The organism is Rhizobium sp. Leaf453 (genome assembly GCF_001425605.1).
Classification (GTDB): Bacteria; Pseudomonadota; Alphaproteobacteria; order Rhizobiales; family Rhizobiaceae; genus Pararhizobium.
In genome coordinates, this window is the sequence record NZ_LMRG01000029.1 from 277,391 (window position 1) to 302,440 (window position 25,050).

Consider the following 25,050-nt stretch of genomic DNA (forward strand, 5'->3'; position numbering starts at 1 on the left):
AAGCGGCGTTCTGCATTTCGCAATCGATGACATGACGCGGGACAGGATGGCTGACAGGGCGCAAGACGAGCGGTTCATGGCGGAGGCACTCCGCGTCGCGCATCGCAATCTCGGCGCCACGGGCTCCAATCCCTCCGTCGGCTGCGTGATCGTGCGTGACGACGGCAATGGTCCAAGAATTATCGGCAGCGCCGTGACGGCTGTCGGCGGTCGGCCGCATGCGGAGACGCAGGCGCTGACGATTGCCGGGGAGGCCGCACGCGGCGCGACGGCCTATGTCACTCTCGAACCCTGTTCCCATCACGGCAAGACCCCGCCCTGCGCCGACGCGCTGGCGGCGGCGGGCATTGCCCGCGTCGTCGTCGCGGTTACCGATCCTGACGAACGGGTTTCCGGGCGCGGGCTCACCATCCTGCGGGATGCGGGCATCGTGGTCGATACCGGTGTTCTTCAGGACGAGGGCGAGCGCGAACTTGAGGGCTACCTCATGCGCAAGCGCAACAACCGTCCCTATGTGACTCTGAAACTTGCGGTTTCCGCCGACGGCATGATCGGCATCAAGGGGCAGGGGCAGATCCGTATCACCGGATCCGCCGCACGTGACTATGTGCAGCATCTGCGGGCGGAGACCGACGCGATCCTCGTTGGCATCGGCACCGCGATCGCGGATGATCCGAAACTCACCTGCCGTATTCCGGGGCTTGAAGCGCGATCGCCGCTGAGAGTTGTGATCGATAGCGAACTCGATCTGCCGACAACGTCGAAGCTGGCGCAGACGGCGCGGACGGTGCCCGTGCTGGCGGTGAGTGGGCGGCAGAACGGCTCGGTGACCTACGCTGCGCGCCGGGAGGCGCTGGAAGCGCTCGGCGTCGAGGTCGTGGTCTGCAACCCAGCCGAGCCGGCTGACCTGCTCGGAGCACTTGCCTCGCGTGGCATCTCCTCGCTGCTGGTGGAGGGCGGCGCGCGAACGGCGCAGCGGTTCCTCAATGCCGGATTGGTCGACCGGATTTTGCTGTTTACCGGCCCCGCCACCCTTGGCGAAGAGGGGGTGTCATCCCCATTTGATCGCCATCTGATCCCGGTGGGCTTCGTCCATCGTCAGACCATAACCTTCGGCGAAGACCTCCTCGATACCTGCGAATACGAAAGAACCTCCTGATGTTCACCGGCATTATCACCGATATCGGCACCGTCGAAACGCTCACGTCTCTGGATGAAGGCGTCAAGCTGCGCATTGCCACGACCTATGATCCGAAGGGCATCGACATCGGCGCTTCGATCGCCTGCTCCGGCGTCTGCCTCACCGTGACGACGCTGCCGGAAGAAGACTCGAACCAGCGTTGGTTCGAGGTCGAGGCCTGGGAGGAGGCGCTACGATTGACGACGATCTCGGCGTGGGCGGTCAACCAGAAGATCAATCTCGAGCGCTCGCTGAAGATCGGCGACGAACTCGGCGGTCATCTGGTTTCCGGCCATGTCGACGGCAAGGCGGAAATCCTGTCGGTGGAAGCCGAAGGCGAGGCGACCCGCTTCCGCCTGCAAGCACCGGAACATCTGGCAAAATTCGTTGCGCCCAAGGGCTCCGTCGCGCTCGATGGCACGTCGCTGACGGTCAATGCTGTCGATGGCACCGTTTTCGATGTGCTGTTGATCCGCCATTCATTGGAAGTGACGACGTGGGGCCAGCGCGAGGCCGGCGATTTCGTCAATTTCGAAGTCGATACCATGGCCCGTTATGCCGCACGGCTGGCGGAATTTCCGGCTCCGAAGGGCGCGTAGGAAATCATTGAAGGCGACTTGGCGAAACGCACGGCATCTTCTGGATGCCGGCGTAAAACGAAAGGACACGCCATGAAGTTCACTCGGGAATTCTCGCTGACGGCCAAGAACGGCCAGATCCGCTATTCCACGGGACCGATCGTCCCGTTTCCGGTGCGGGTCAAGTCGCTCAAGGTGGTCGTCGACGATCAGTCCAAGATTGAGGGCAAGCAGTTCCAGGTGCTCTACAACGGCACGGAAATTCTGTCGGGCGCCAGCCGACCGGGCGAGGAAATGGAGCTAGACGAACCTTTCCGGATCTCGATCGGCAAACAGATATTCAGCGTCGTGGCGAAACCCTTCGAGGACGGCACCTCGATCAACGGGCATGTCGAGATCCGGTATTCGATTTTCTGACGGATTACCGTTCGAACAGGATCACCTGTGCGCCGTGATAGGTGGTTCGTCTGGCTTCCCTGAACTGCAGCTTCGATGCGACACGCAGCGAGGCGAGGTTTGCCGTGTCGATGATGCAGGTCTTGCGGAGCGTCGGGAATTGCTGGTCGCCCCAGATAAGAGCGGCTTTGACGGCTTCGGTCGCGAGACCACGGCCGTGCGAAAGCGGCGACAGCGCCCAGCCGGTTTCCATCGTGCCCTCCAGGGATGGACTAATGACGCGGTGAAGGTCGTGAAAGCCGGCCTCGCCGATGAAATGGCCGGTCTCCTTTTCCTGTAGCGCAAAGAAACCGAAGCCGAAATAGTGCCACATGCCCACTTGGCGCAGGAAGCGCGTCCAGGCCTGTTCGCGTGAAAAGGGCACGCCACCGATGAAGCGAGTGACGCCGGCATCGGCAAAGAGTGCGCTGTAGGGGCCAAAATCATCACGGCGATAGGGACGCAGGATCAGGCGGTCGGTCTCGATGGTCGGTACGCTGTGCATGGTGTCCGTTCGGTCTGGTCAGGGTATGATTCCACTATTCGATCAGATTCCCGGCTCGCCGTCCCAATAATCGACTTCGCTGTCCTTCCTGCCGACAAAGCGGAAGACGGGTTTGGCTCCTGGCGTCTCGCGCGATTTGGCGAGGAACTTGCCGGAATCCGGATATTCAACGATTTCCGCCTTGGCGTTGGCCGAGATCGACAGATATTTCAGCGGTTCGGGTCCCGTGTTGATCAGGTGATGAGCGGTTTCCGGTCCGCCGGAGGGGGCGCCCAGCACATCGCCGGGTTTCACGGGGTAGCGGTTGGGGCCGAAGCGGTATTCCCCCCGGCCGCTCAGGATGATGAAGAGCTCTTCCTCGATATGATGGTTGTGAAAGGGACATCCGGACTTGCCGGACGGAACTTCCCCATAGCCGATGCCAAGATCCTTGAGGCCCAGCTTTGCCCCGAACGAAGCATCGCGGGATTCGAAGAACGCGCCTTGCTGCCAATGCTCCAGTTCAAGCTCTGCCGGGTTGATGACTGGTTTTCGTATCTCTGCCATACTTTCCTCCACTTCGAAGCAAAGTTGTACCGGGACGTCATGGGATTGAAAAGCCGAGGTCGATTTTCGCTTTTGGCCAAGCAATTGATCTCGGGCGGCCCGCAAATGGGCGGTTCAGACGAAAAATGCTTGCCAATCGGGCTCCAGCGTGATTTGACCGCCGCCTGCGCCGGAGATGTCCGGCCCAAAAAATCAAACGGGTGAGATATGGCTGAAACATCCAAACCACATATCCTGATTGTGGAAGCGCGCTTCTATGACGACATGGCCGACGCTCTGCTCGATGGCGCGACATCGGCATTGAAGGATGCCGGTGCGACCTATGACGTCGTCACCGTTCCCGGCGCGCTGGAAATTCCGGCCGCCATCGCCATGGCGCTCGACGGTATCGACAATGGCGGCACCGAATATGATGGTTTCGTCGCGCTCGGCATGGTCATCCGCGGCGAGACCTATCACTTTGATATCGTCGCCAACGAATCCTGCCGCGCCATCATGGACCTGACCGTCAGCGAAAGCCTTGCCATCGGCAACGGCATCCTGACCGTCGAGAACGATGCGCAGGCCTGGGCGCGCGCGCGCAAGTCTGAAGGCGACAAGGGTGGCTTTGCTGCCCGTGCGGCGCTCACCATGATCGACCTCAAGATCAAGCTGGGCGGCGACCAGTGAGCGATATCCCGACCAATCCGCCCGCCGACCAGCCGCAGATCAAGCAGGCCAACCAGCGTGGCGCCGCGCGTCTCGCTGCCGTCCAGGCGCTTTACCAGATGGATGTCGGTGGCACCGGCGTGCTTGAGATCGTCGCCGAATACGAGGCGCATCGCCTTGGCCAGGAACTGGATGGCGACACCTATCTGAAGGCGGACGCTTCCTGGTTCCGTTCGATCGTTGCGGGTGTCGTACGCGATCAGCGCCTGCTTGATCCGCTGATCGGCACGGCTCTTCAGGACGACTGGGCGCTGTCGCGTCTCGACTCGACCGTCCGAGCCATCCTGCGCGCCGGTACGTTTGAGCTCAAGGAGCGCAAGGATGTCCCGGTCGCAGTGATCGTCACGGAATATGTCGAGATCGCCAAGGCCTTCTTCGAGGAAGACGAGCCGAAGCTCGTCAATGCCGTCCTTGACCGGATCGCCCGGACGATCAGAACCGACGTCAAGAAGTAGGGAATTCACAATGACTGCGTGGCAGGGCAAGGGGCAGGGCATCGACCATGCACTGCGCGGTGCCCGCTACAACGTCTATCTGCTGACGGCGGCCCAGGCCGTCCTCGGCACGATCGGTCCGATTGTCTTCTCCGTTGGTGGTGTCGCCGGCTATCAGTTGCTGGGCGACGACAAGTCGCTGGCCACGGCGCCACTGACCGGCTTCAATGTTGGCGTAGCGCTCGGCGCTGTCTTCGTTGCGGCCATGTCGAGAATGCTCGGCCGCAAAATGGCCTTCATGGTCGGCGCGCTTCTCGGCGCTGGTGGCGGCGTTGTGGCTGCCTACGCCCTGTTTCAGAGCGATTTCTGGCTGTTTGCGCTCGGCCTCTGCATTTCCGGCATTGCCGGCGGCTTCACCCAGAAGCTGCGCTTTGCCGCCGCCGATGCCTCGCCGAGCTTCTACAAGCCGCGCGCGATTTCCTGGATCCTCGCTGGTGGCATGATTTCGGCCGTGCTCGGGCCGCAACTCGTCATCCTCACCAAGGACATGCTGGCTCCGGTGTTCTTCGCCGGCGCCTTCATCGCGCTCGTTCCAACCTGCCTCGCCGCCATCGCCATCCTCGCGTTTCTCAAACTTTCCGACCTGCGCCCGGTGACAGGCGTAACACTTGCCGGCCCGGTGCGCCCCTTGCGCGAGATCGTGCTCACCCAACGCTTCCTCACCGGCATGATCTGCGGCATCTCCACCTATGCGCTGATGACCTTCATGATGACGGGCGCGCCGATCGCCATGGTTGTCGGCTGCGGGTTCTCACAGGATATGGCGACGCTCGGTATCCAGTGGCATGTACTGGCCATGTTCGCGCCGAGCTTTTTCACCGGCATGCTGGTGACGCGCTTTGGCGCAGAGAAGGTCGTTGCCTGCGGCCTGGTGATCCTGATGCTGTGTGCTGTGGTCGCCCACGCCGGCATCGCGCTGTGGAATTTCTGGGGTGCGTTGGTGTTGCTTGGGCTGGGCTGGAACTTCGGCTTCATCGGGTCGACTGCCATCGTTGCCTCCAGCTACCGGCCACATGAGGCCGACAAGGTCCAGGGTTTTCACGACATCATTCTATTCAGCGCCGTGGCGTTGGCGTCGTTCGGTTCCGGCAAGGTTCTGACGGCCTATGGCTGGGACATGTTGAGCGCCGCCGTCTGGCCGGTAACCGTTTTTTGTCTGCTGCTGCTGGTTTCACTTTTTATCGCGGAAAAGCGCCGCTCGCCCTGAGATTCACCTCTCAAACTCCTCTTTCTCAGACGTAAGTCATGGCCAACATACCGGAAAACGTGGGTTTTTCCGGTTGCGCTGGCTTGACGATACCGATTCGCCACCGCACTCTGGCGCTCACGGATGCGGCCCGACCTTGAAGAGGAGGCGAGGTCTGCGGCGTTGTTGAGGGGTCTGCGGAACGGAGTGAGACCGCAGGCTGAAACGGAGGAAAGAGCGAAATGACCATATTACTGGGCGTTATCGCATGCGGGTTGCTTTCGGTGGTTTATGCCATCTGGGCGACGCAATCGGTTATGTCGGCCGATCAGGGCAATGCCCGCATGCAAGAGATTGCAGGCTTCATTCGCGAGGGGGCGCAGGCCTATCTCACACGTCAATACAAGACCATTGCCATCGTCGGTGTCGTCGTTTTCGTCGGTGCCTGGCTTCTTCTCTCCGCTACGGCCGCTATCGGCTTTCTGATCGGTGCAGTTCTGTCCGGGGTGGCCGGCTTCATCGGCATGCATGTTTCGGTCCGTGCCAATGTGCGCACGGCGCAGGCGTCCTCGGTCAGCCTCGCTGCCGGTCTCGATATCGCCTTCAAGTCCGGTGCCATCACCGGCATGCTCGTTGCCGGTCTCGCACTGCTCGGTGTTGCGATCTATTACCTCGTGCTGACTGCCGGCCTCGGTCTGGCGGAAGGCTCGCGTGAAGTGATCGATGCGCTTGTATCGCTCGGCTTCGGGGCTTCGCTGATCTCCATCTTCGCCCGTCTCGGCGGCGGCATCTTCACCAAGGGCGCCGATGTCGGCGGCGATCTCGTCGGCAAGGTCGAAGCCGGTATTCCGGAAGACGACCCCCGTAACCCGGCGACAATTGCCGACAATGTCGGCGACAATGTCGGCGACTGCGCCGGCATGGCCGCCGACCTGTTCGAAACCTATGCTGTCTCGATCGTCGCCACCATGGTCCTGGCCGCCATCTTCTTCGCCGGCGGCGCGAACCTCGGGCTTGTCATGGCCTATCCGCTGGCCATCTGCGGCGCCTGCATCATCACTTCGATCATCGGTGCCTTTTTCGTCAAGCTCGGGTCGAACGGCTCCATCATGGGTGCCCTCTACAAGGGCCTGATCGTCACAGGCGTGCTTTCCATCGTCGGTCTTGGCGCCGCCACATCGCTGACCATCGGCTGGGGTTCGATCGGCATGGCCGACGGCAAGGACATTACCGGCACCAACCTGTTCATCTGCGGCATTCTCGGCTTGGTGGTCACCGCGCTGATCGTGGTGATCACCGAATACTATACCGGAACCAACAAGCGGCCGGTTAATTCGATCGCCCAGGCATCGGTCAGCGGTCACGGCACCAACGTCATCCAGGGCCTTGCCGTCTCGCTGGAATCGACGGCTTTGCCGGCGATCGTCATTGTTGGTGGCATCATTTCGACCTATCAGCTGGCAGGCCTGTTCGGCACCGGCATCGCTGTTACCGCCATGCTCGGCATTGCCGGCATGATCGTGGCGCTCGACGCGTTCGGCCCTGTGACGGACAATGCCGGCGGTATCGCCGAAATGTCCCATCTGTCGCCGGATGTGCGCAAGGCGACCGACGCGCTCGATGCCGTCGGCAACACCACCAAGGCGGTCACCAAGGGCTATGCGATCGGTTCTGCCGGTCTCGGCGCTCTCGTTCTGTTCGCCGCTTATTCGAACGACCTGAAATACTTCGCAAGCAATGGCGATAAATATCCGTATTTCGCAGATGTCGGTTCGATCTCGTTCGATCTGTCCAACCCGTATGTTGTTGCCGGCCTGATCTTCGGCGGCCTCATTCCTTACCTCTTCGGCGGTATCGCCATGACGGCGGTCGGCCGTGCGGCGGGCGCCGTGGTGGAGGAGGTGCGCAAGCAGTTCCGCGAGAAGCCGGGCATCATGGAAGGCAAGGACCGGCCGGATTACGGCCGCGCCGTCGACATGCTGACCCGCGCTGCGATCCGCGAAATGATCGTGCCGTCGCTCTTGCCGGTGCTGGCGCCGATCGTCGTCTATTTCGGCGTGCTGCTGATTTCCGGCTCCAAGGCTTCAGCCTTCGCGGCGCTCGGCGCTTCGCTTCTCGGCGTTATCGTCAATGGCATCTTCGTTGCCATCTCGATGACCTCGGGCGGTGGTGCATGGGATAATGCCAAGAAGAGCTTCGAAGACGGGTTCGTCGACAAGGACGGAGTTCGTCACGTGAAGGGATCCGACGCCCACAAGGCATCCGTCACCGGCGATACCGTCGGCGATCCCTACAAGGACACCGCCGGACCGGCCGTCAATCCGGCGATCAAGATCACCAATATCGTTGCACTTCTGCTTCTGGCGGTTCTCGCTGGCTGATCCTGAAATTGGACCCCGCGGCATCGATCCGGTGTCGCGCGGGCGTCCCCAAAAGAAAACCCGCCGGCGAAGAGCATCGCCGGCGGGTTTTTCATGTCGGGCTTGGTAGGGTGGCTTAGTTGTTGCCGCCGAAGATGGATTTCGCCATGCTCTTGCCGACGCCGTTGCCGGAGAGTAGCTGGCCGAGGAAGGTCATTTCCTTGCCGCCAGTCGGAGTGGTACGGGAAATCATGTCGAAGACCTTGCCGTCCTGAAGCGTGTAGTGCGCGAGTTGCGATACGACGCCATCCTTGTCGAAATAGACGGCGAGCACGCTCTGATCGACGATCTTAGGCTTCATAAAGGCAACCGGGCGGGTGCGCTTCTGGGAGATGTAGTAGAACACCTCGTTGTCAAATGTCGCTGTTGTCGATGGCGTGCCAAGCGATAGAAGAACCTGTTCACGGCTGGAGCCGACCGGTGCCAGAGCGAGCGTCTCCTGATCGACGACATAACCCTGATTGATGGTCTGGCTGGTGTTCAGCACGTCGGCCGTCTTGCAGGCCGAAAGCGTGGTGGTGCAAATTGCCAATGTGAAAACGACGTTGCTCAGAAATTTCATGTCTGACTTGAAATACCGTTTCGTCAACGACATCTCCCTCAAGGTAACGCTGGCAGATGCGCCATTGCATTTCGTGCCTGCTTCGGTAAACCAGCTTCAGCGATCATGCAATAACAGGATGCGTGGGCTTTCGCATTTTGAAGCGGGCAAACTTGGGCTTTATGATGATATTCGGACTGTTCGGCAAAAAAAACAGCAATACGGCGATTGTCGAGCGCCAGTATCAACTCCTGACCAGTGCCGCGCGCCGTCCATACCTCTATACGGACCTTGATGTCCCGGACACGGTCATGGGACGGTTCGAGATGCTGTCGGCCTCGCTGATCCTGTATTTTCGCCGAACGCGCACCTCGCCGCGCGCCGGCCAGGAGATCGCGCAGGAGATTATCGATGCCTTCTTCGAGGATGTCGATCACTCGATCCGCGAGCTTGGTGTTGGCGATGTCGGCGTGCCCAAGCGGATGAAAAAGCTGGCGGCGATGTTCTATGGCCGCCTGGAAAGCTATTCCGCAGCATTGGAGAACAAGGACCGGGACGAACTGGCCGCAGCGCTGAAACGCAATTTTCATCCGCAGACCGAGAACGACGCTCTGACCATGCGCGGGCTTGCCGACTATCTGCTCGCCGCTGAGGCGCAACTTGCGCTGCAAGGCGAGGATGTCGTAGAAACCGGCCGGATCGACTTGCCTGACGCGGCGGCTGCTTGATCGACGCCGGCGCTGCCCGGTATTTAAAAGGCGGGACAAGGGCCGCAGCACTATCCTGGGCGGTCACCGCCCGAAAGGACTTCACGATGAACCAAGACGAAAAACCCGCGTTTTCCTATCCGGTCAAGGTCGGCCATATCTCCGCCAATGCCGTGAAAGTCCATCTTGAGGCGAACGAGGCTGAACGCGCGGCACTGCGCGACCAGTGGAATGTTTCCGATGTCCTGTCGCTGACGTCGGACTTGCAGATTGCGCGCTGGAAGAAGGACGGCGTCAAGATCAAGGGCAGGGTTCAGGCCAAGATCGTCCAGGCCTGCGTGGTGACCCTGGAGCCGGTCGAGTCCGATATCGACGAACCGGTTGAGGCGATCTTCGTGCCGGAGAACTCGCGGCTGGCGCGGATCGCCGCCAACGACAGCGGAGAAATGATTCTCGATCCCGAAGGTCCGGATCTGCCCGACACGTTCATCGGTGACACGATCGATGTCGGTCTGGCTGTTACCGAGTATGCGGCTCTTGCGATCGATCCTTATCCGCGCAAGGCCGGTGCGACATTCGAGGAGCGGATCGAAAGCAGCCAGAAGGATGATATCAGGCCGAATCCGTTCGCTGTGCTCAAGGACTGGAAAAAGGACTGAGTCCGAAAAGCCGTGCGACACAATTCGGTTGTCTCGACAGCGAAAAACGGTATTTTGGCCGAAATCCAGCCCGTTGGGCCGTTTGCCCCGCAAGTGGGGCCGCAGCGTCTCAAACGTCATGAAAACACGTGTGTCTCATCGCCAGACTGATTGCGCCGGGACGAAACATGCAGTGTGGCAGGAATAAAGGATAAGGCACGCGTGGTCAGAATTTCTCTTGATGTGATGGGCGGCGACTTCGGTCCGCAGGTCGTCATCCCGGGTGCCGCCAAGGCGCTCGAACGGCATCCCGACATCCGTTTCTCGCTCTATGGCATCGAAGACCAGTGCGCTCCGATCATCGAGAAGTTTCCCAAGCTAAAGGCCGCGAGCACCTTTCATGCCTGCGAACTGGCGATCGGCATGGACGAGAAGCCGAGCCAGGCGCTGCGGCGTGGTCGCGGCAAGGCCAGTATGTGGCAAGCGATCGACGCCATCAACAAGGGTGAAGTCGATGTCATCGTCTCGGCCGGCAATACCGGCGCGCTGATGGCGATGTCGGTGTTTTGCCTGCGCATGATGCAAGGTATCCAGCGGCCGGCTATCGCCGCCATCTGGCCGACCTTGAAGGGCGAAAGCATCGTGCTCGATGTCGGCGCCACGATCGGCGCAGATGCGCAGCAACTGATGGATTTTGCGCTGATGGGCGGCGCCATGGCGCGCGCGCTGTTCGAGATCGAGCGCCCGACACTCGGCCTGCTGAATGTCGGTGTCGAGGAGATCAAGGGGCAGGAAGAGGTCAAGGAAGCGGGCAGGCTGTTGCGCGAGGCCGGTATCGACAGCATCGACTATTACGGCTTTGTCGAAGGTGACGACATCGGCCGTGGCACGGTCGATGTCGTTGTCACGGAAGGCTTTTCCGGCAATATCGCGTTGAAGGCCGCCGAGGGCACTGCCCGGCAGATCGCCGAATATCTGCGCGCCGCAATGTCGCGCACTCTGCTGGCCAAGATCGGTTATATCCTTGCAAAAGGCGCCTTCGATCGTCTCCGCGAGAAGATGGATCCGCGAAAGGTGAACGGCGGGGTCTTCCTCGGCCTTAATGGTGTCGTGATCAAGAGCCATGGAGGAACGGACGCCGAAGGTTTCGCAGCGGCGATCGATGTCGGTTATGACATGGTCCGGAACGGGCTGAAGACCAAGATCGAAAACGACTTGCAAAAATACCATGCCTCGCTCCCTGCCGAAGGTGCAGCGACCGGCACGACTGACGAGGTTTGAGAATCATGATCCGTTCTGTGGTTCGCGGTTTCGGGGCATCGCTTCCGAAACGGGTGATGACCAATAGCGAATTGGAAGAGAAGGTCGACACGTCCGACGAATGGATCGTGCAGCGGACCGGCATTCGCCAGCGCTATATCGCGGGCGAGGGCGAAACGACGGCATCGCTCGGCGAAGCGGCGGCGCGCGCGGCGCTTGCCAACGCGGGGCTCACGGCCGCCGATCTCGACGTGATTATCCTGGCGACCTCGACGCCGGACAACACTTTTCCCGCCACTGCCGTCAATATCCAGAACAGGCTCGGCATGCATCATGGCGCGGCTTTCGACGTGCAGGCCGTCTGTTCCGGCTTCATCTATGCGGTGACGACGGCTGACGCCTATATTCGCGGTGGTCTCGCCAAGCGCGTGCTGGTGATCGGTGCCGAAACCTTTTCGCGCATCCTCGACTGGAACGACCGGACGACCTGCGTCCTGTTCGGCGATGGCGCAGGGGCGATCATCCTGGAAGCGCAGGAAGGCAAGGGCACAACAGCCGATCGCGGCGTGCTGACCACCCAATTGCGCTCCGACGGCGCGCACCGTGAAAAGCTCTATGTCGACGGTGGACCGTCAACCACCGGCACGGTCGGTCACCTGCGGATGGAGGGCCGTGAGGTCTTTAAGCATGCGGTCGGGATGATTACCGACGTTATCGAGGCTGCTTTCGAGGCGACCGGGACAACGGCCGACGATCTCGACTGGCTGGTTCCGCATCAGGCCAACCGCCGCATTATCGACGGCTCTGCCAAGAAACTCGGGATTCCGCTCGAAAAGGTTGTGGTGACCGTCGATCTCCACGGCAACACGTCAGCGGCGTCCATTCCGCTGGCGCTCAGTGTCGCTGCATCCGACGGGCGTATCAAGAAGGGCGATCTTGTTCTGCTGGAGGCCATGGGCGGTGGCTTCACCTGGGGTTCGGTATTGCTTCGCTGGTAAAAAATCGTGATATGTCGCAGACGCTTGACCGGAATGGACAAGGGCAATACTCTTTCCGGGCTAATCGATATTTCAAGAAAATCGGTGGGGGAAGATGAGCGGTAAAACGGTGACACGAGCAGACTTGGCCGAATCGGTTTTCCGCAAGGTCGGTCTTTCGCGAACGGAATCAGCCGAACTGGTCGAGACCGTGATCGATGAGATTTGCAACGCCATCGTGCGTGGCGAAAGCGTCAAGCTTTCCTCCTTCGCGACATTCCAGGTTCGCGACAAGAACGAGCGAATCGGCCGCAATCCGAAAACCGGCGAGGAGGTGCCGATTTCGCCCCGCCGGGTGATGACCTTCAAGGCTTCCAACGTGCTCAAGCAGCGCGTTCTCAAGGCGCATCTGTCGCGCAAGGCCAAGCAGAAGCCGCAATCGCCGGCCGCCTGACACCTTTACCTTCATTAAAGTGGTTGAAAACACGTCCATAAGCCGTTGAAATGCGCATGATTCGTGTAATCATCGCGTTTTCAGCGACTCTTGGCGTCGGCGGTTTCGTCTGCGCTAGTGTTGGCATGGCCTATTCAATGCGAAATTGGGGAAGATATGGACAAGAGCCCGGATGCGTTTCGCACCATCAGTGAGGTGGCCGACGATCTCGACCTGCCGCAGCATGTCTTGAGGTTCTGGGAAACCCGCTTCCTGCAGATCAAGCCGATGAAGCGCGGTGGGGGCCGGCGCTACTATCGTCCGGAGGACGTCGACCTGCTGAAGGGCATCCGGCATCTGCTCTACGATCACGGTTATACGATCAAGGGCGTGCAGAAGCTCCTGAAGATGAACGGTAACAAGTTCGTCGCGGCGATCGCCAGCGGCGACCTTGCAACCGTCGAGGCACTCGCCGCCGCCAACATCGAGGAACCGGTCCAGCCGAAGCTTGGCAATCCGGAAGAAGACCAGATCGTCGGTCGCGCCAAGGCGCCTGCAAGCCGCCGATTCTTCTCCTTCGTCGGCGGCAATGACGAGGCGCCGGAAATTTCGGTCGGCAAGACGTCGGTCGGCAAGGAGGACCGGGCGCTGCTGCAGGAGGCACTCTACGACCTGCTGGAATGCAAGCGTCTGCTCGATCAGGTCCGCTGATCGAGCGCAGCCTTGTCGTCCGGGCCGCTCCACACGCGCTTTCCGCTCGTGCCACCCTGCCGTCCATGATACCAACCGATATCGATCACCCAGCAAGGCAGAGCCCATGGATAAACCCTGGACGAAAAGTGTCACGCTCGCCCTGGAAGGGCCGGGAAAATACACGACGATCTCCAACACCACCGAGGCGTCCTGGGCGATGATCGAGGACTGGCCGCTCGACGATGCGCCGGCGCTCGATCGCGCTCTGGACATCTGCGCCCAGGTTGTCGAGGGCAAGCGGCCATCGGAAGATGCGCGGCGTGCGTTTCTTGCCGCCGCCGCCGAAGCTGAAATCGAGGTTCGGGATCAGTAGGCTATCCACAATGTCCGTCGTGGCGGTCGTCGTACCTTCACACGGGTGTTTTAGCACGAGGGGACTTGGCGGCCGAGTTCACCGTTGCCATATCTCCGTTGCCCCAACGAAGAAGAGCCTGAGATGATCAAATCCCCAGCGGCGAAATTCCACGATGAGATGCTGGCACTCTATGAGCATTGCGCCGCGCTCGGCTTCCGCCCCGTCCTGTTCCGCCGTCAGGTGATCCTTAAGGGCGGTGTCGAGGCCGCGAAGGAGTTTGTCTTCAAGCCCGGCACGACCGGTTTTGAGCGTCTCTTGGATGCCCGCAGGGTCGACCTGTCGATGGAAGCTGCCATGACCCGGGCCGAGTACCGCACGCTCTTCACGCCATTCGAAATCAAGGAAGCGGCGAAACGCCTCGACGGGGTGGTGAAGCGCGAACGTTCGCGCGGCCGCCTGACCCAGACTGCCACTCACACGAAACAGGCCTGATGACATGACGAAAAAACAGAAGCTCGAACATTCCGATTTCGCCGGCGAATTCACCGATGATGGTGTGACCGTGCTGGTCGATATCTTCCGCAAGGCGGGCAGCACGGATGGCTGGACGCTGGAAGTGATCGATCAGGAAGAGGGGCTGACTGTCTGGGAAGAGCCGTTTCCGACGGACAAGGAAGCCTTCGAGGAATTCCTCGCCACCGTCGAGCGCGATGGTATTCACTCGTTCCTGGAAGAGCCGGAGGCGGACGTCTCGGTGCATTGATCGACAGGGCAAAGCCGCCTCGCAGATTGCGAGGCTGGACTTTTGTCGTCAAACGATGAGCAGGGCTTCAAGGAAAAATGGTCGGAGTGGCGGGATTCGAACTTTATATGGGGTGAGAGTGTTCAGTTTGATAGATCTCGACCGGTCTCTTCAACGACGCAAATAGCGGTCTCCTTCTGTGAGACGCCTAACCCGACATAGTGATTCATTGTGATTTCCTCCCGTTGTAACTGGGACCACTCTGCCACCATCGAGGAGACTGGGACATGCCGGCAGAAATTACGTCATCGCGTGGAATATTGAACCCTCTGGCGGGGTGACCGGCGTCCAATTTTTGACCCCCACCTGTTTCGTCTGACCATTTTTCATTTGCGCTGGCGGTTGGATGGGGAGTTGAAGCGAGTGGATACGATTGCGCGTGTTCATCGAGCCGATCGTACGAGCGTCAGTTACTGAGCGCCGCTATTCCATCCTACTGTGCCTAATCCTTGATGATACGAATGCCGGCCGACATTGTCGCGTTCTCTTGAGCCAAGGATTCGAGGCTAACGCTCAGCCAATTGTTGACAACAAAAATTGATCACAGTAAGGATTCAACTGGTATATATTCGCGAACATTTGGATCCATCAAAATAACGTCGAATCCTTGTCAAGCAAAGATTTGGCGACAGTTCGTCTTTTCAACAAAATTTTAGTTTACTTTACTTCTTCCAGATTCTCCATTTCGTTTCTCGATTAGTCGATCGACCCGAGGAACAAGAAAATGCATTACGACCACAGGCCTTCACTATGCACGAGCGGCCGCTTGGCGCATCGCGCGCCAGCGTGTAGTGGGGCAGACCGATGACGAGCGTCCGATGCATTACAGTCACTGAGCTATCCGATTGGGATTGTTTTAACGGGCGCGGGACGCACCCACGCATCGTTCCCGGCATCAAGATACTTCTTGACAGTGATTTTAACCCGCTGAGCACTATGAATGAGTTCACGATTAGGCCAGCACATAGAAAACGCCGCGCGGGCAAGACTTGGAAGAATACGCAGAACGCTTATGCCGATGACTGCTATCAGTACAAAACCTTCCTCAATGCGCTCGACCTCGACGAGCCCGATGTGGTTTTAGATGACATTAAGGAATTTGGTGCCTGCTTCACCGAAGGAATTTCAATTAAGACACGACGGAAGTTCCAACCAGCGACCGCATATCGTCGTTTCGGTACGGCATTGCGGTACCACAGGTACCGGATATTTAAGGGCCTTCCGTCTTCAGTTTCCCTACCCGAACTCATTTCACATGGAGGTTTCCGAGAGGGCTCCCTCCGTGCCGATCCGAATTCTCCATACAACGAGCTTCCAAGTGACGCAGACGCAGCGGACAAAATCCATCCGTTCCTCGACGAAAGCTGGAAGGCAGTCCTCGATTGGTTAGGTCCCGAGGCCGGCGACATCAGCAAATGTAGTCGTCGAGACCGGCTCGCAAGTGAAACGTCTCTGATCACCGGCATGAGGATTGACGAGATATGCTCTCTTACGGAACAACAGATCAGAAACCTAGCGCGACACGTCGAGCCGGCCCGACCTTCAAAGCTAATCCCTTTGTGGATCACAAAAACCAAAGGGTTGAAGCCTGGATATGTCTTTCTTCCTTCGTTTCTAGTTAAGCAACTCCTTGAATACATCGACGGGGAAAGGCAGGCAGCTATTGATCGCGCCTACGCCGTAAGAGTCAATTTCGAGCCGACGCCAATCTTGTTCGTAAATGATGTCAAGTCTACCTACGCTGCTGCCGGCAATCCTCTCTCCCCTGATACGCTGTCACGCGCCTTCTCTGATGCCTGCCTTTCGATCGGGTTCTCGCATGAAATTGATTGCTACGTCCTCGACAAGCTAGGCGCGCCGCTATTGTCCCCATCTGGCAAAAACATCATCGAGAAGAGGTTAGTTTCAGACCACACCTTCCATGATCTGCGGCACACGTTTGCCATGCTTACCTACATCGATTCCGCCGCATCGGGCGGCCAAGAGCCGTGGAAGTTGGTTTCCGCCAGGCTCAGACACTCATCAATCTTAACAACGCTACGAAGTTATCTCAGGTGGCTCGACAGAGCAGAGCAGGAGATTTCAAACGCCCTGATGAAAACCTACCGCATGATTGACAACATCGGTCATGGTGAATGACATGGCGGACCGTCCACCAATTGCAGTGAATTTCAGAAGACGCGCGAAGTTCAAGAAAAACACCGATGAAGCTGCCAAACGCGGCATCACGGCCATCTCATTCAAAGGCGCCCCCGGAGAAGAGGACCAAAAATTTGACCTGTCGGATGTTGCGGTCCGCCGACCACAGTTTGCGACGGCTTTCTGCCTGTTTCTCGAGAAAGAGACCACAGGCAATTCGAAAGCGACACGAGGTAAATTGGATGAGTACCTCCGCAACTTCATTGAGTTTTTGGATTCTTACGAGGCGACCTTCGGGGTGCCCACAACGGAGCTTTCGCAGTTGGCGACAGCCACCATGCGCAATTACGGTGACTGGCTTGACGGCAATCGATATGTCGGGTCGACGTTGAAACTCTCAGACAACACCAAGAACACGCGATACAACTTCGTTAAACGGTTCGTCAAATACTGCCAGAGCACGGATCACTGGCGGGACGAAATACCGAAGAGCATCGTATTTCGCAGGCCGTGGGTAGCGAAATTAAAGCCCCCAAGTAGCCGAAATTCACTTTCCATTATCGATATCAAGTCGCTACGAAAGGCGTGCAAGGCGGTAATCGATTGTGCGCGTGTCGAACTAGATCGGGCGACACGCGTAGTCAACGACGCGACTATAAGGGTCCCCGACCTTTACTTAACCACTTCCGTAGTTCCTTTTCACGACCCTCAGGTTCGCCTCAAAGCCGCTGCCCAAGCTTTCGAGGTCAACAGGCTCTCGGGTAGTTTCCGAACGTCTATGAGGGGACTAGCCAGAGCACTGAGAAAACCCTACGGCGAGACGAGCGCCATGATATCTCAACTTTATTTCACGACGGAAACGCTTCTGCCTTTCATGGTGTTGACCGGGCTTGCAACGTGCTTCAACGCAACTGGACTGGTCAAGTTACGACGGGAGAACGTGAAGCGCGGGATAGGCATTTTGGGAGACGAGCGGATTTTCGTGATTGGCGAAAAGCCGCGCGCAGGGCGCAATCAACGGCGATCCTTTCCGGTTGATTCCGACGATCCCTACTCGGTGGCCTCTCTTCTGGATACAGTTGTCACCCATACCGAGCCGCTACGTCGCCATGTCGATCCCAGATATGCAGATAGCGTGTTCATAGCGGCTCGTACAACCGGCGAGCGACCGAGCGGCTACTTCGATGGAAACAACAATACCTTCTCAACACTGGAGGTTGCGTTATCAGTGTTTTTGAAATTCCATGATCTGCCTCATTTCACAATCAACGACTTGCGCACAATTGGCGCAGACGTGGCTTCAATGATGTCCGAAGGCGAGATCAAGGTGCAGCAGATTGTGTTGCAGCACGAGTCCATCCAGACGACAATGGCTCATTATCAAACTGAACAAGCTGCACGAGCCCGGCAGGAGCAACTCGCTCACCTTATGAATGAGCGCGACCGCTTTATATCCTCTGGCGGTCGAATTGACCCACGAAACAAAGGAGCAAGTGCTGGCCTTTATCGCGCCGCGACTCCCGGTTTCGACTGCCTCGATGCGATGAACTCTCCCATAGTCGGGCAACGTCAGGGGACGCTCTGCTCAGCCTACGGCAAGTGCTTTCGGTGCCCGCGCGCAGTCTTGTTTCCAACTATCGTCAATGCGGCGAGATTACTCCAAATGTATGAGCGCTTCTTACAAGCCCGTGACGTCATCAATCCAGCACGATGGATAATAGAGTGGGCACCTCAGCTTCGAATTCTAACTGATTTCTGGCTTGCCATTATACCAGTCCACATTCTTGCGGACGCTCGCGCGCTTGAACTTCCACCCGTTCCCTCAATTGAATAGCGGTTTATCATGTCTTCTCGAAACGGCCGTCGCCTTCAACCGTCGGCAAACCATTTGAAATCAGACGGCCAACTTATCGTCGCGATGGCAACATCAAGTTCGATGTGGTTTGACGCTTGGTGGTACGAGGCTAATCCTACTGGCGGAGCTAAACAGGTTGCCATCAACTGGTTCAAAGGGTTCACGCCTGCCGAACTGCAAGACCCAAAATGCATTGGCCTAATAAATTCGGCTCGCCGATTGATCGGTGCCATGCTTCATTCAACGACTACTAAGAGGATCTCGTTGAAAACCGTTTTCAGTAATCGCGCGCGCAAGATGCTGCATCTTGTTGCATGGATGTATCGAAATACCGTTTGGAGTTTCGCCGACTTCACCCCGGAGATAGCTGACTGGTATAAGTCCGATCTTCTTGAGACTGGACCCGAAAGTCTTGCGGATTTTGCGGACGATGGAGACCACCTAGATGGGACTAATGCTGAACGAGATGCCGACGAAATCACGGTCGGTGTGTTAAGCGCGCATCTCAACATGCTGGTCCATATTTTCCAACTTTCTGAAGAGTTCCAGGTCTTTCCGGAGCTTCGGATACCGGAACATCCTTTTCGGGGCCAAAGCGTAAAGTCGCTGGCCGAAAGTTTAGCGATCTCGACAGATGGTTGGATCCCTAGGGTGCCCGATGAAGTTTTTAACCCATTGATGCAGGTAGTTTTAAACTGGATAGACGTCTACGCTGAGGACGTGCTCCTTTCACAGAAGGAGTACCTGCGGGCTATGGACGCCCGTCGTGCTTACAAAGGCAAGGACTACGCGCGTTATACTGATCCGGCGCTTCTGCGTATTGTTTTCGATGCTCAGGGAACACTGGAGTCGCCCTGGAGGCGTCCGTTCTTGCCATCAAGAGCGCATCGCTCAGAGCCGGCCTCGCCCCTTGACTCGAAGCGAGGCCCAACCACCCAACTGCGCCGTCTGATCGATGATCTTGAGGTTGCGGCTTCCGTTTCCGTTCAAGCCCCGACCGGCGTCCGCATCAGCGAACTCCTCGCTGCGAAAGCTGAGCCGCGCCAAAGCAATGGTTTTCCCGCCTGCTTAGTGCAGCGCGCCTCGAGTTCGGGTCTCTATGACTTGTTCTACTTATCCAGCCGAACCTTCAAAGGCGAAGCAGATGAGGAAGGACAGGAGAAAGAATGGCTCATAGGCGTCCGTCCTGCAGGTTCTGAGCATTTCCCTATTGCGGCGCGAGGCCTCCTTGTACTCGACAAGTTGTTCGGACCCTGGCGAGAGTGGTTTGGGTCGGACTATCTCACGGTTAGCCTCGGATCGGGCGGAAGCCTGCCGCATTCCACACCAAGCAACACCAAGCCACTTGCCGAAAGAATCGCCGGGATTACGCGAACGTTCATCAATCAGCACGTTGAGTTTCCTCAAGAATTTTCCAGTTGGATCATAACAACACATCAATACCGAAAAGCCTTTTGCCAAGACATGATCCGGATCAACCCAAAAGCTCTTCCGGCAGTTCAAGAGCACTACGGCCATGCGTCGGCTTATCTGACCGACCGCGCTTACTCGGGAAGCGACATGACAATGTTGAGGATGATTGAAGATGTCGCAACTAGAGAGGCGGCAAGGATGATGGTTGATCGAATATATGGCAACGCCCCCCTCGCTGGAAAGCTTGCCGACACAATCGATGCGCGCGAAGAAATGATACGTGATCTCCTTGAAGGCGCCGATTCCAACGAACGGCGCATCACTGCGCTGGCGGAGGCGCTATCCACTGAAGGGATCATGCTATTCACTTCGGACTATCTCGACTGCTTTTTCCGTCCCCAACACGCGATGTGCCACTATGATTTTCTTGGCGATTTCGATAGAGACGCCACGCGACCGCTCAAACCCTTTCGAACTCCTAAGAATTGTTCTGTTTGCGCAAATGGGATGATAAATCGTCATCACATTCCCTACTGGATTACGCAGTACCGTACGAATGATCACATCAAGAGGTCGAATGAAGCGATCGGCGACTTGAGGGTAGCTGCGGTAGCCTCTGCCCGTGCAGCGCAGGCGAAAAGCGTCCTGAGGCGGATCGGGGAGTGGCCCCTTCCATGACGATGCATGAGGATACTTCTGGGGTATCGGACGAGTCTCTCGTCGAGACAGAGCTCAGGGCTGCGCTACAGCGAGTGAAAGAGAGGATCGTCAAAGGGCGACCAGCGCCAATTTCCTACAGTGCTGTCGCACGGGAGGCTGGGCGATCGCGAACTCTTATTGGGCACGACGCCTGCGCATATCCCAATGTGAGAAAGGCTGTCACAAAAGCCATTCAGGAGCAAAAGGGGCTCCATAAGCCCGGCAACCGCCTACCCACTTCGGTAGAGGCAGTGGGTCAATCCGCAGGTAGAAAAACCACTACCGTCGAAACGGAGCAAAATGACTCCTTTCATTTGGTAGCCCATCTCAAATCCAGGGTTGCGGTACTGATCAAGCAAAACACGGTTGCCGCCGTAAAAATCGTGACGATCGACGACGAGAATCACCAGCTTCGCGAGGAGATAGCTCGGCTTAAGATGGAGCTTGCTCGTCGAAAGGCGAGCACCCGGAACTGACGTAATGCCGCCTGCGATGACGACGAAAGCGGATCGCATTCCAGGTACAGGTAACGTCTCACCTAGACGTGCGCATTTATCTGGCCTCGAATACTGCGCTTTGAAGACTTGGAGAAGGGCGGCGGCGGCCGACTACTTGATCTTATGCGGTCGGAGACTGAGGATCGGCCGCCTCGTTCTGATTGCGCATTACAGCAGACGATCGCAGTTCGCGTTCGAAGAGCGCGAGTTTGTTTTCGCCCGGCCTGTCTTCGGCATACACCCAAAGTGCGAGCGGCGAGAGGCCCGGCACCCCCGCGCGGAGACGATTCCACTTCCCGTTACTGTCTGCAGCTACTCGGCGAAGTCGACGAGATACTCAGACCCCGGCCGCTGGCCGGTAAGAACCAGATGTTCCCTTGCGCGGGTGCAAGCCACGTAGAGCAGCCGCCGTTCCGTCTCATATACGTCGTCAAGCTCGGCCTCGTCGGCGGCATCCGCTACGCGTTCGTCGAGCGGTAGGATTCCTTCATCGCAAGCCATTACGACTACAGCGCGAAACTCCAGACCTTTAGCGAGGCTCATCGGCGATGTGATAATGTCGGCAGCCTCGTCGATTCCCGCCACGCTTGCTCGGGCACGTGGGATCAATTTGGACGTACGCACGAAGATCCCGATCTCACGAGCGGCAATACCTTCACTCAGCCAGGCGCCGATTGTCGCGCGCACACTCTCGGCTTCTTCGCGCTCATTCTCGAAGGTTCGGATTTCCGGCGGGGGACCTGAGAACACGGAGACGATACCGCGGCGCTCGTCCTCGAATCCATCGGTGTCGCGTATAATGTTGGGTAAGAGTTTGTCAGCAGCCCGCCGGATCTGCTGTGAAGTGCGATAGCAGACCTTGAGCGTATGCGATCTGCCGCGAACGTCAATGCCCAGCCCGGCCCATGAGAAGGGGTGCTGGAAAATGCGCTGGCCGACGTCGCCAGACAGAAAGATGGCGTCCGCACCGACGGGAGCTAGCGCTGCAAAAAAGCGGAGCTCGGCTGGCGCAAGATCTTGTGCTTCGTCGATGATGATATGGTCGAATGGCTTTGACCTGCGATCGAGGATTGAATGGGCAAGGCTCGTGAACACCTCAGACCAGGTCGTGTATCGCTCAGACAACAATGAAGCGCGAAGCGAGGCAAACACGGGCCATAGCCGCTCCCGCTGGTTGGGTCCCAACCGGCTCTTCCGTCCCATCCGTTGAACAGTTGCATAGGCCTCTGGCGACGTGATCCCCCAGGCGTCGATAACATTTATCCACTCGGACAGAAGAAAGCGATCCGAAAATCCCTTCAGATCGGCTTTTACCGCGGCATCGCGGAGCCACTCCCTCAGAATCGGTTCTGACGCAATCCGCGGGCGGACGCCATATTCAAGCTGATGCATCTGCTCCGCGATCCCACGAAAGGAGGCGGTGGTAATGCGGGGTACGATGCCGCCGGTCTCTGGCGCGAGCACGAAAAGCTTCTTGGCCATCGCGTCGGCGAGGGGCTGCGAAAAACTTGCCAACAGGATCCGAGCGTTCGCATTCTCCCGAGCCAGCCGGACCGCGCGATGGATGGCCACGATCGTCTTGCCTGTCCCGGCCGAACCCGCGACGCGAGCAGGTCCCGTGAAGGTTCGCTCAACCAGCGCCCGTTGCGAGGGATGGAGGAAGATGCCCCATTTCTCCCAGGGAAAGGCAAGTGCCTGCTCCAGTTCATCTTGGTCAGCGATCGGACGAATCCTGCGCAGCGCATCAGGGTGGGAAAATGGATCGGCGACGCGAGCTACAGGCGCTGGCAGTGTTCCCGTGGCAGCATATTCCAGCAGCGCCTCGGAGGCTTCCGCCGGAAGATGAACCGCAAGTGCGAAGAACCCGTCCTCGTTGGCGCCGCGGACATCGGCGAGCCAATCCGCTGGAACACCTGCGGATAGAAGCGCCTCATCATCGAGAGACGCGAAGAGTGACTGAGACGGCGACCCGTCCTTCGTGCCTTTCGCAGATTCCGGGAAAGAGAAGTCGAACATTGCTGGCGGCGCTACGTCTTCAACGCGCTCGCGCACCTCGACGATCTGGACAGCGCCGGTTCGCGGATGAGCCTCAATCCGCCGGCGCTCAGCCCAGGCATAAGCAGGGTCGTGATGGTCGACATAGGCGACCAGCACGCTATCGCCTGACTTGTGGACGATCAGCCTTATGTCGCGGTTGACCCGCGCCGACCAGAAATTAGGATCCTTGCTATTGCCAATGCGATGAAGCTGCAGCCCATACCCTGTGGAGTCCATTTGCAGGTCGAAGACGCTTGCCTTCACGGCCTTCTGATCGATGCCTGAAAGGCGGTTGAATGAGACCGTGAAAGTTTCTGCGATTAGGAAGTTCATATCTACTACCTCACTTCCATTGCGTACGCAGCCGGTCGAGTTGCTCGCTCCAGAATTCGATTCTCACCAATGTAGGAATACCCAAGCGATCGCAAAAGCTCGAAAAGGCCTTTGCCCGGTTGCAGATTGTGTTGGTGAACTGCCCGCTCAGCAATAAGGCGGCGGCAACCTCGTGTTCCGAGTATGAGTTTGCGTCGCGGTGATTTGCCCGTTGCCTGAGAACTGTCACGGCCTCGGCGTCGGACTTCTTCTTCCAAGCCACGGCGCTGAATACGTCACCAAAGTTTTCCCGCCGCATCTCAGCACACCGGCGGTATGGCTTCGAACGAGGAAGTATCGATATTCGCAGTGATCGCCCCCTCATGACTTTTCCGAACCCTCTCGCTCTACGAGTGCGGCAATGTATCGCTCCATCGCCTCTAGCCACAGATCTTCATGGTCAGGCAGCAGATCGGTCAGGCGCGGCGTCTTGTCATTCGCCGTTCGAAGAACGCACTCGCTCCCCGCCTTCATGCTGCCAATCTTGCCACCGATCGCCGTCGCGAGGGTTTGGTTGTAGCGTTCTGCTTCGGGAAGTCGTCTCCACCAAGACGCTGGTCCAGTATCCAAGAACCCGTCTTTCCTTACGACGCCCAAGTTAAGTGGTCTGTCGCCAGCACCTTCGTGCTTCAGATTCAGTCCTGCCTGCCTGTCGACATAGACGCCGATGCGGTCCGTTCTCTCGAGGAAACGGCGTAGCAGTTCCGGAGCCTCGGGATCTTTCTGTGCAAGAAGCTCATAGAACTCGTCCTCGCCAATGCTGACGGCGCGGCGCGGCGAAGCCACCAACTGTGCGGGAGCTGCCCGAACCGGTTCAATCCGAATTGAGTCGTGGTCCAGCCGCACGACGCCGCGCTCGATCAGCACCGTCTTCGCAAGGACAGAGGGGACGACCAGCCGAATGCCGTCCGGAGCTTCGTACACGCCCAGTTCGACAAGGGCGAACGTGAACCGCTGACCAGCGTGGCTCTGTAGCAATTCAGCCAGCGGCGCGATATCATCGCGAATGCCGTCGCCTACAACGGCGATCACGGCGCGACCCCGTGCCAGATTGCGCGATACAGCTTCCACGAACTCCGCTTCGCCGACCGAGCTATCGTGCTCGTGCACAAGTTCATAGATCGACGCGTGTGGTTTTTGTTCGGTCTGTCGCGCCCTCAGTGCAGTCCGTTCGAAAGTCTCGTAATCCATCCGGAAGATCGCCCCGGCATATTCCATCGCCTGCGCGATTACCTCGCGTCGAGCCTGCGGATTGCGCCACAGCTTTGCCTCGATCAGTACGAGACCGCCACTGTTGGTGATGAAGACATTGTCTAGTGATCCACTACGTCCAGCTCCGAACATGAGAGGAAATTCCCGGCACAGCGGGATCAGGTCGCCAAAACCGGTCTCGATCTGCTCTATCGGAAAGATCGACGGCTGGCTGTGAAGCAGTGATTGGAGCCAGCTCTCGTCGTATCCGCTCGTTGCTGTCGAACCCAAGTCCACGCGACCCAGCGGTTGAGCCCTGCCGCTTTTATCAAGCCAGATGGGACGTCCGTCCCTTCGTCTAATCTCGGTCATCTATCCTCCGGCAACAT

At 58.3% G+C, this 25,050-nt stretch carries 26 protein-coding genes; 20 read left to right on the forward strand and 6 right to left on the reverse strand.

All coding sequences use genetic code 11. The features are described 5' to 3' along the window. Positions 1-46: 46 nt before the first annotated feature. The 3 genes from ribD to ASG68_RS27625 all read left to right on the forward strand — a co-directional run bounded on the left by ribD (position 47) and on the right by ASG68_RS27625 (position 2,175). On the forward strand, positions 47-1,159 hold the full coding sequence (gene ribD, locus ASG68_RS27615; protein ID WP_062576327.1) for a bifunctional diaminohydroxyphosphoribosylaminopyrimidine deaminase/5-amino-6-(5-phosphoribosylamino)uracil reductase RibD: 1,113 nt from the start codon (positions 47-49) through the stop codon (positions 1,157-1,159). Further along, entirely contained in the window at positions 1,159-1,779 is a 621-nt protein-coding gene (locus ASG68_RS27620; protein WP_062576328.1) for a riboflavin synthase, read from the forward strand. The genes ribD and ASG68_RS27620 overlap by 1 nt, the downstream gene beginning before the upstream one ends. A gap of 72 nt (positions 1,780-1,851) precedes the next feature. Further along, on the forward strand, positions 1,852-2,175 hold the full coding sequence (locus tag ASG68_RS27625) for a hypothetical protein (protein WP_062576329.1): 324 nt from the start codon (positions 1,852-1,854) through the stop codon (positions 2,173-2,175). A 4-nt stretch (positions 2,176-2,179) separates the two neighbouring features. Here the strand turns inward: ASG68_RS27625 and ASG68_RS27630 are convergent, their stop codons facing one another. Together ASG68_RS27630 and ASG68_RS27635 are read right to left on the reverse strand one after the other, a co-directional pair. After that, positions 2,180-2,698 carry a GNAT family N-acetyltransferase gene (locus ASG68_RS27630; RefSeq protein WP_062576330.1) on the reverse strand — a complete coding sequence of 173 codons (519 nt, stop codon included), beginning with the start codon at positions 2,696-2,698 and terminating at the stop codon, positions 2,180-2,182. A 42-nt stretch (positions 2,699-2,740) separates the two neighbouring features. Beyond that, a complete protein-coding gene (locus ASG68_RS27635; RefSeq protein ID WP_062602695.1) occupies positions 2,741-3,244 on the reverse strand; it encodes a cupin domain-containing protein in 504 nt (167 codons plus the stop codon). Between the two features lie 207 nt (positions 3,245-3,451). Between ASG68_RS27635 and ribH the strand changes: the two genes are divergently transcribed. From ribH to ASG68_RS27655, 4 genes are all read left to right on the forward strand, one after another. Beyond that, positions 3,452-3,913 (forward strand): 6,7-dimethyl-8-ribityllumazine synthase, encoded by a 462-nt coding sequence (gene ribH / locus ASG68_RS27640; protein WP_062576332.1) that lies wholly within the window; start codon positions 3,452-3,454, stop codon positions 3,911-3,913. Positions 3,914-3,918: 5 nt separating this feature from the next. Continuing rightward, positions 3,919-4,407 (forward strand): transcription antitermination factor NusB, encoded by a 489-nt coding sequence (gene nusB / locus ASG68_RS27645; RefSeq protein ID WP_062576658.1) that lies wholly within the window; start codon positions 3,919-3,921, stop codon positions 4,405-4,407. Positions 4,408-4,417: 10 nt separating this feature from the next. Continuing rightward, on the forward strand, positions 4,418-5,653 hold the full coding sequence (locus tag ASG68_RS27650; RefSeq protein ID WP_062610281.1) for an MFS transporter: 1,236 nt from the start codon (positions 4,418-4,420) through the stop codon (positions 5,651-5,653). A gap of 221 nt (positions 5,654-5,874) precedes the next feature. Then, on the forward strand, positions 5,875-8,013 hold the full coding sequence (locus tag ASG68_RS27655) for a sodium-translocating pyrophosphatase (protein WP_062576334.1): 2,139 nt from the start codon (positions 5,875-5,877) through the stop codon (positions 8,011-8,013). 115 nt (positions 8,014-8,128) lie between these two features. Here the strand turns inward: ASG68_RS27655 and ASG68_RS27660 are convergent, their stop codons facing one another. Then, positions 8,129-8,647: an outer membrane protein assembly factor BamE gene (locus ASG68_RS27660; protein ID WP_062576335.1), complete on the reverse strand. Its 519-nt coding sequence runs from the start codon at positions 8,645-8,647 to the stop codon at positions 8,129-8,131. 131 nt (positions 8,648-8,778) lie between these two features. Here ASG68_RS27660 and ASG68_RS27665 point away from each other — a divergent pair, with 131 nt between their 5' ends. From ASG68_RS27665 to ASG68_RS27725, 13 genes are all read left to right on the forward strand, one after another. Beyond that, positions 8,779-9,321, forward strand: a complete 543-nt coding sequence (locus tag ASG68_RS27665; RefSeq protein ID WP_062576660.1) for a ubiquinol-cytochrome C chaperone family protein — start codon at positions 8,779-8,781, stop codon at positions 9,319-9,321. 86 nt (positions 9,322-9,407) lie between these two features. Further along, positions 9,408-9,959 (forward strand): YceD family protein, encoded by a 552-nt coding sequence (locus ASG68_RS27670; RefSeq protein ID WP_062576336.1) that lies wholly within the window; start codon positions 9,408-9,410, stop codon positions 9,957-9,959. 201 nt (positions 9,960-10,160) lie between these two features. Further along, a complete protein-coding gene (plsX, locus tag ASG68_RS27675) occupies positions 10,161-11,219 on the forward strand; it encodes a phosphate acyltransferase PlsX (RefSeq protein ID WP_082478332.1) in 1,059 nt (352 codons plus the stop codon). A gap of 5 nt (positions 11,220-11,224) precedes the next feature. Beyond that, positions 11,225-12,196 carry a beta-ketoacyl-ACP synthase III gene (locus ASG68_RS27680; RefSeq protein WP_062576338.1) on the forward strand — a complete coding sequence of 324 codons (972 nt, stop codon included), beginning with the start codon at positions 11,225-11,227 and terminating at the stop codon, positions 12,194-12,196. 94 nt (positions 12,197-12,290) lie between these two features. Next, entirely contained in the window at positions 12,291-12,629 is a 339-nt protein-coding gene (locus ASG68_RS27685; RefSeq protein ID WP_062576339.1) for an integration host factor subunit alpha, read from the forward strand. A gap of 156 nt (positions 12,630-12,785) precedes the next feature. Beyond that, a complete protein-coding gene (locus ASG68_RS27690; protein WP_062576340.1) occupies positions 12,786-13,319 on the forward strand; it encodes a MerR family transcriptional regulator in 534 nt (177 codons plus the stop codon). A gap of 106 nt (positions 13,320-13,425) precedes the next feature. Then, positions 13,426-13,674: a DUF982 domain-containing protein gene (locus ASG68_RS27695; protein WP_062576341.1), complete on the forward strand. Its 249-nt coding sequence runs from the start codon at positions 13,426-13,428 to the stop codon at positions 13,672-13,674. 123 nt (positions 13,675-13,797) lie between these two features. Then, the gene (locus ASG68_RS27700; protein ID WP_062576342.1) at positions 13,798-14,148 is read left to right on the forward strand and encodes a hypothetical protein; all 351 of its coding nucleotides are present in this window, start codon (positions 13,798-13,800) and stop codon (positions 14,146-14,148) included. A 4-nt stretch (positions 14,149-14,152) separates the two neighbouring features. Further along, positions 14,153-14,419 (forward strand): hypothetical protein, encoded by a 267-nt coding sequence (locus tag ASG68_RS27705; RefSeq protein WP_062576343.1) that lies wholly within the window; start codon positions 14,153-14,155, stop codon positions 14,417-14,419. An 843-nt stretch (positions 14,420-15,262) separates the two neighbouring features. Beyond that, positions 15,263-16,597 (forward strand): tyrosine-type recombinase/integrase, encoded by a 1,335-nt coding sequence (locus tag ASG68_RS27710; protein WP_062610282.1) that lies wholly within the window; start codon positions 15,263-15,265, stop codon positions 16,595-16,597. 1 nt (position 16,598) lies between these two features. Continuing rightward, on the forward strand, positions 16,599-18,431 hold the full coding sequence (locus tag ASG68_RS27715) for a hypothetical protein (protein WP_156384923.1): 1,833 nt from the start codon (positions 16,599-16,601) through the stop codon (positions 18,429-18,431). 9 nt (positions 18,432-18,440) lie between these two features. Further along, a complete protein-coding gene (locus ASG68_RS27720) occupies positions 18,441-20,543 on the forward strand; it encodes a hypothetical protein (protein WP_210173837.1) in 2,103 nt (700 codons plus the stop codon). After that, complete coding sequence (locus tag ASG68_RS27725; RefSeq protein WP_062610289.1) at positions 20,540-21,040, forward strand: hypothetical protein; 501 nt, start codon at positions 20,540-20,542, stop codon at positions 21,038-21,040. Before ASG68_RS27720 ends, ASG68_RS27725 begins: the two co-directional genes overlap by 4 nt. 333 nt (positions 21,041-21,373) lie before the next feature. Here the strand turns inward: ASG68_RS27725 and ASG68_RS27730 are convergent, their stop codons facing one another. From ASG68_RS27730 to ASG68_RS27740, 3 genes are all read right to left on the reverse strand, one after another. Then, positions 21,374-23,431 carry a 3'-5' exonuclease gene (locus ASG68_RS27730; protein WP_062610290.1) on the reverse strand — a complete coding sequence of 686 codons (2,058 nt, stop codon included), beginning with the start codon at positions 23,429-23,431 and terminating at the stop codon, positions 21,374-21,376. A 10-nt stretch (positions 23,432-23,441) separates the two neighbouring features. After that, positions 23,442-23,729, reverse strand: coding sequence for a hypothetical protein (locus tag ASG68_RS27735; RefSeq protein ID WP_156384924.1), 288 nt, complete (start codon positions 23,727-23,729; stop codon positions 23,442-23,444). Positions 23,730-23,791: 62 nt separating this feature from the next. After that, the gene (locus ASG68_RS27740; protein ID WP_062610295.1) at positions 23,792-25,033 is read right to left on the reverse strand and encodes a hypothetical protein; all 1,242 of its coding nucleotides are present in this window, start codon (positions 25,031-25,033) and stop codon (positions 23,792-23,794) included. Positions 25,034-25,050 lie beyond the last annotated feature (17 nt).

Coding starts and splice junctions, on each gene's coding strand:
- ribD (WP_062576327.1), top strand. CDS start 47: ATGGCTGACAGGGCGCAAGACGAGCGGTTCATGGCGGAGGCACTCCGC.
- ASG68_RS27620 (WP_062576328.1), top strand. CDS start 1,159: ATGTTCACCGGCATTATCACCGATATCGGCACCGTCGAAACGCTCACG.
- ASG68_RS27625 (WP_062576329.1), top strand. CDS start 1,852: ATGAAGTTCACTCGGGAATTCTCGCTGACGGCCAAGAACGGCCAGATC.
- ASG68_RS27630 (WP_062576330.1), bottom strand. CDS start 2,698: ATGCACAGCGTACCGACCATCGAGACCGACCGCCTGATCCTGCGTCCC.
- ASG68_RS27635 (WP_062602695.1), bottom strand. CDS start 3,244: ATGGCAGAGATACGAAAACCAGTCATCAACCCGGCAGAGCTTGAACTG.
- ribH (WP_062576332.1), top strand. CDS start 3,452: ATGGCTGAAACATCCAAACCACATATCCTGATTGTGGAAGCGCGCTTC.
- ASG68_RS27650 (WP_062610281.1), top strand. CDS start 4,418: ATGACTGCGTGGCAGGGCAAGGGGCAGGGCATCGACCATGCACTGCGC.
- ASG68_RS27655 (WP_062576334.1), top strand. CDS start 5,875: ATGACCATATTACTGGGCGTTATCGCATGCGGGTTGCTTTCGGTGGTT.
- ASG68_RS27660 (WP_062576335.1), bottom strand. CDS start 8,647: ATGTCGTTGACGAAACGGTATTTCAAGTCAGACATGAAATTTCTGAGC.
- ASG68_RS27665 (WP_062576660.1), top strand. CDS start 8,779: ATGATATTCGGACTGTTCGGCAAAAAAAACAGCAATACGGCGATTGTC.
- ASG68_RS27670 (WP_062576336.1), top strand. CDS start 9,408: ATGAACCAAGACGAAAAACCCGCGTTTTCCTATCCGGTCAAGGTCGGC.
- ASG68_RS27680 (WP_062576338.1), top strand. CDS start 11,225: ATGATCCGTTCTGTGGTTCGCGGTTTCGGGGCATCGCTTCCGAAACGG.
- ASG68_RS27685 (WP_062576339.1), top strand. CDS start 12,291: ATGAGCGGTAAAACGGTGACACGAGCAGACTTGGCCGAATCGGTTTTC.
- ASG68_RS27690 (WP_062576340.1), top strand. CDS start 12,786: ATGGACAAGAGCCCGGATGCGTTTCGCACCATCAGTGAGGTGGCCGAC.
- ASG68_RS27695 (WP_062576341.1), top strand. CDS start 13,426: ATGGATAAACCCTGGACGAAAAGTGTCACGCTCGCCCTGGAAGGGCCG.
- ASG68_RS27700 (WP_062576342.1), top strand. CDS start 13,798: ATGATCAAATCCCCAGCGGCGAAATTCCACGATGAGATGCTGGCACTC.
- ASG68_RS27705 (WP_062576343.1), top strand. CDS start 14,153: ATGACGAAAAAACAGAAGCTCGAACATTCCGATTTCGCCGGCGAATTC.
- ASG68_RS27710 (WP_062610282.1), top strand. CDS start 15,263: ATGACGAGCGTCCGATGCATTACAGTCACTGAGCTATCCGATTGGGAT.
- ASG68_RS27715 (WP_156384923.1), top strand. CDS start 16,599: ATGGCGGACCGTCCACCAATTGCAGTGAATTTCAGAAGACGCGCGAAG.
- ASG68_RS27720 (WP_210173837.1), top strand. CDS start 18,441: ATGTCTTCTCGAAACGGCCGTCGCCTTCAACCGTCGGCAAACCATTTG.
- ASG68_RS27725 (WP_062610289.1), top strand. CDS start 20,540: ATGACGATGCATGAGGATACTTCTGGGGTATCGGACGAGTCTCTCGTC.
- ASG68_RS27730 (WP_062610290.1), bottom strand. CDS start 23,431: ATGAACTTCCTAATCGCAGAAACTTTCACGGTCTCATTCAACCGCCTT.
- ASG68_RS27735 (WP_156384924.1), bottom strand. CDS start 23,729: ATGCGGCGGGAAAACTTTGGTGACGTATTCAGCGCCGTGGCTTGGAAG.
- ASG68_RS27740 (WP_062610295.1), bottom strand. CDS start 25,033: ATGACCGAGATTAGACGAAGGGACGGACGTCCCATCTGGCTTGATAAA.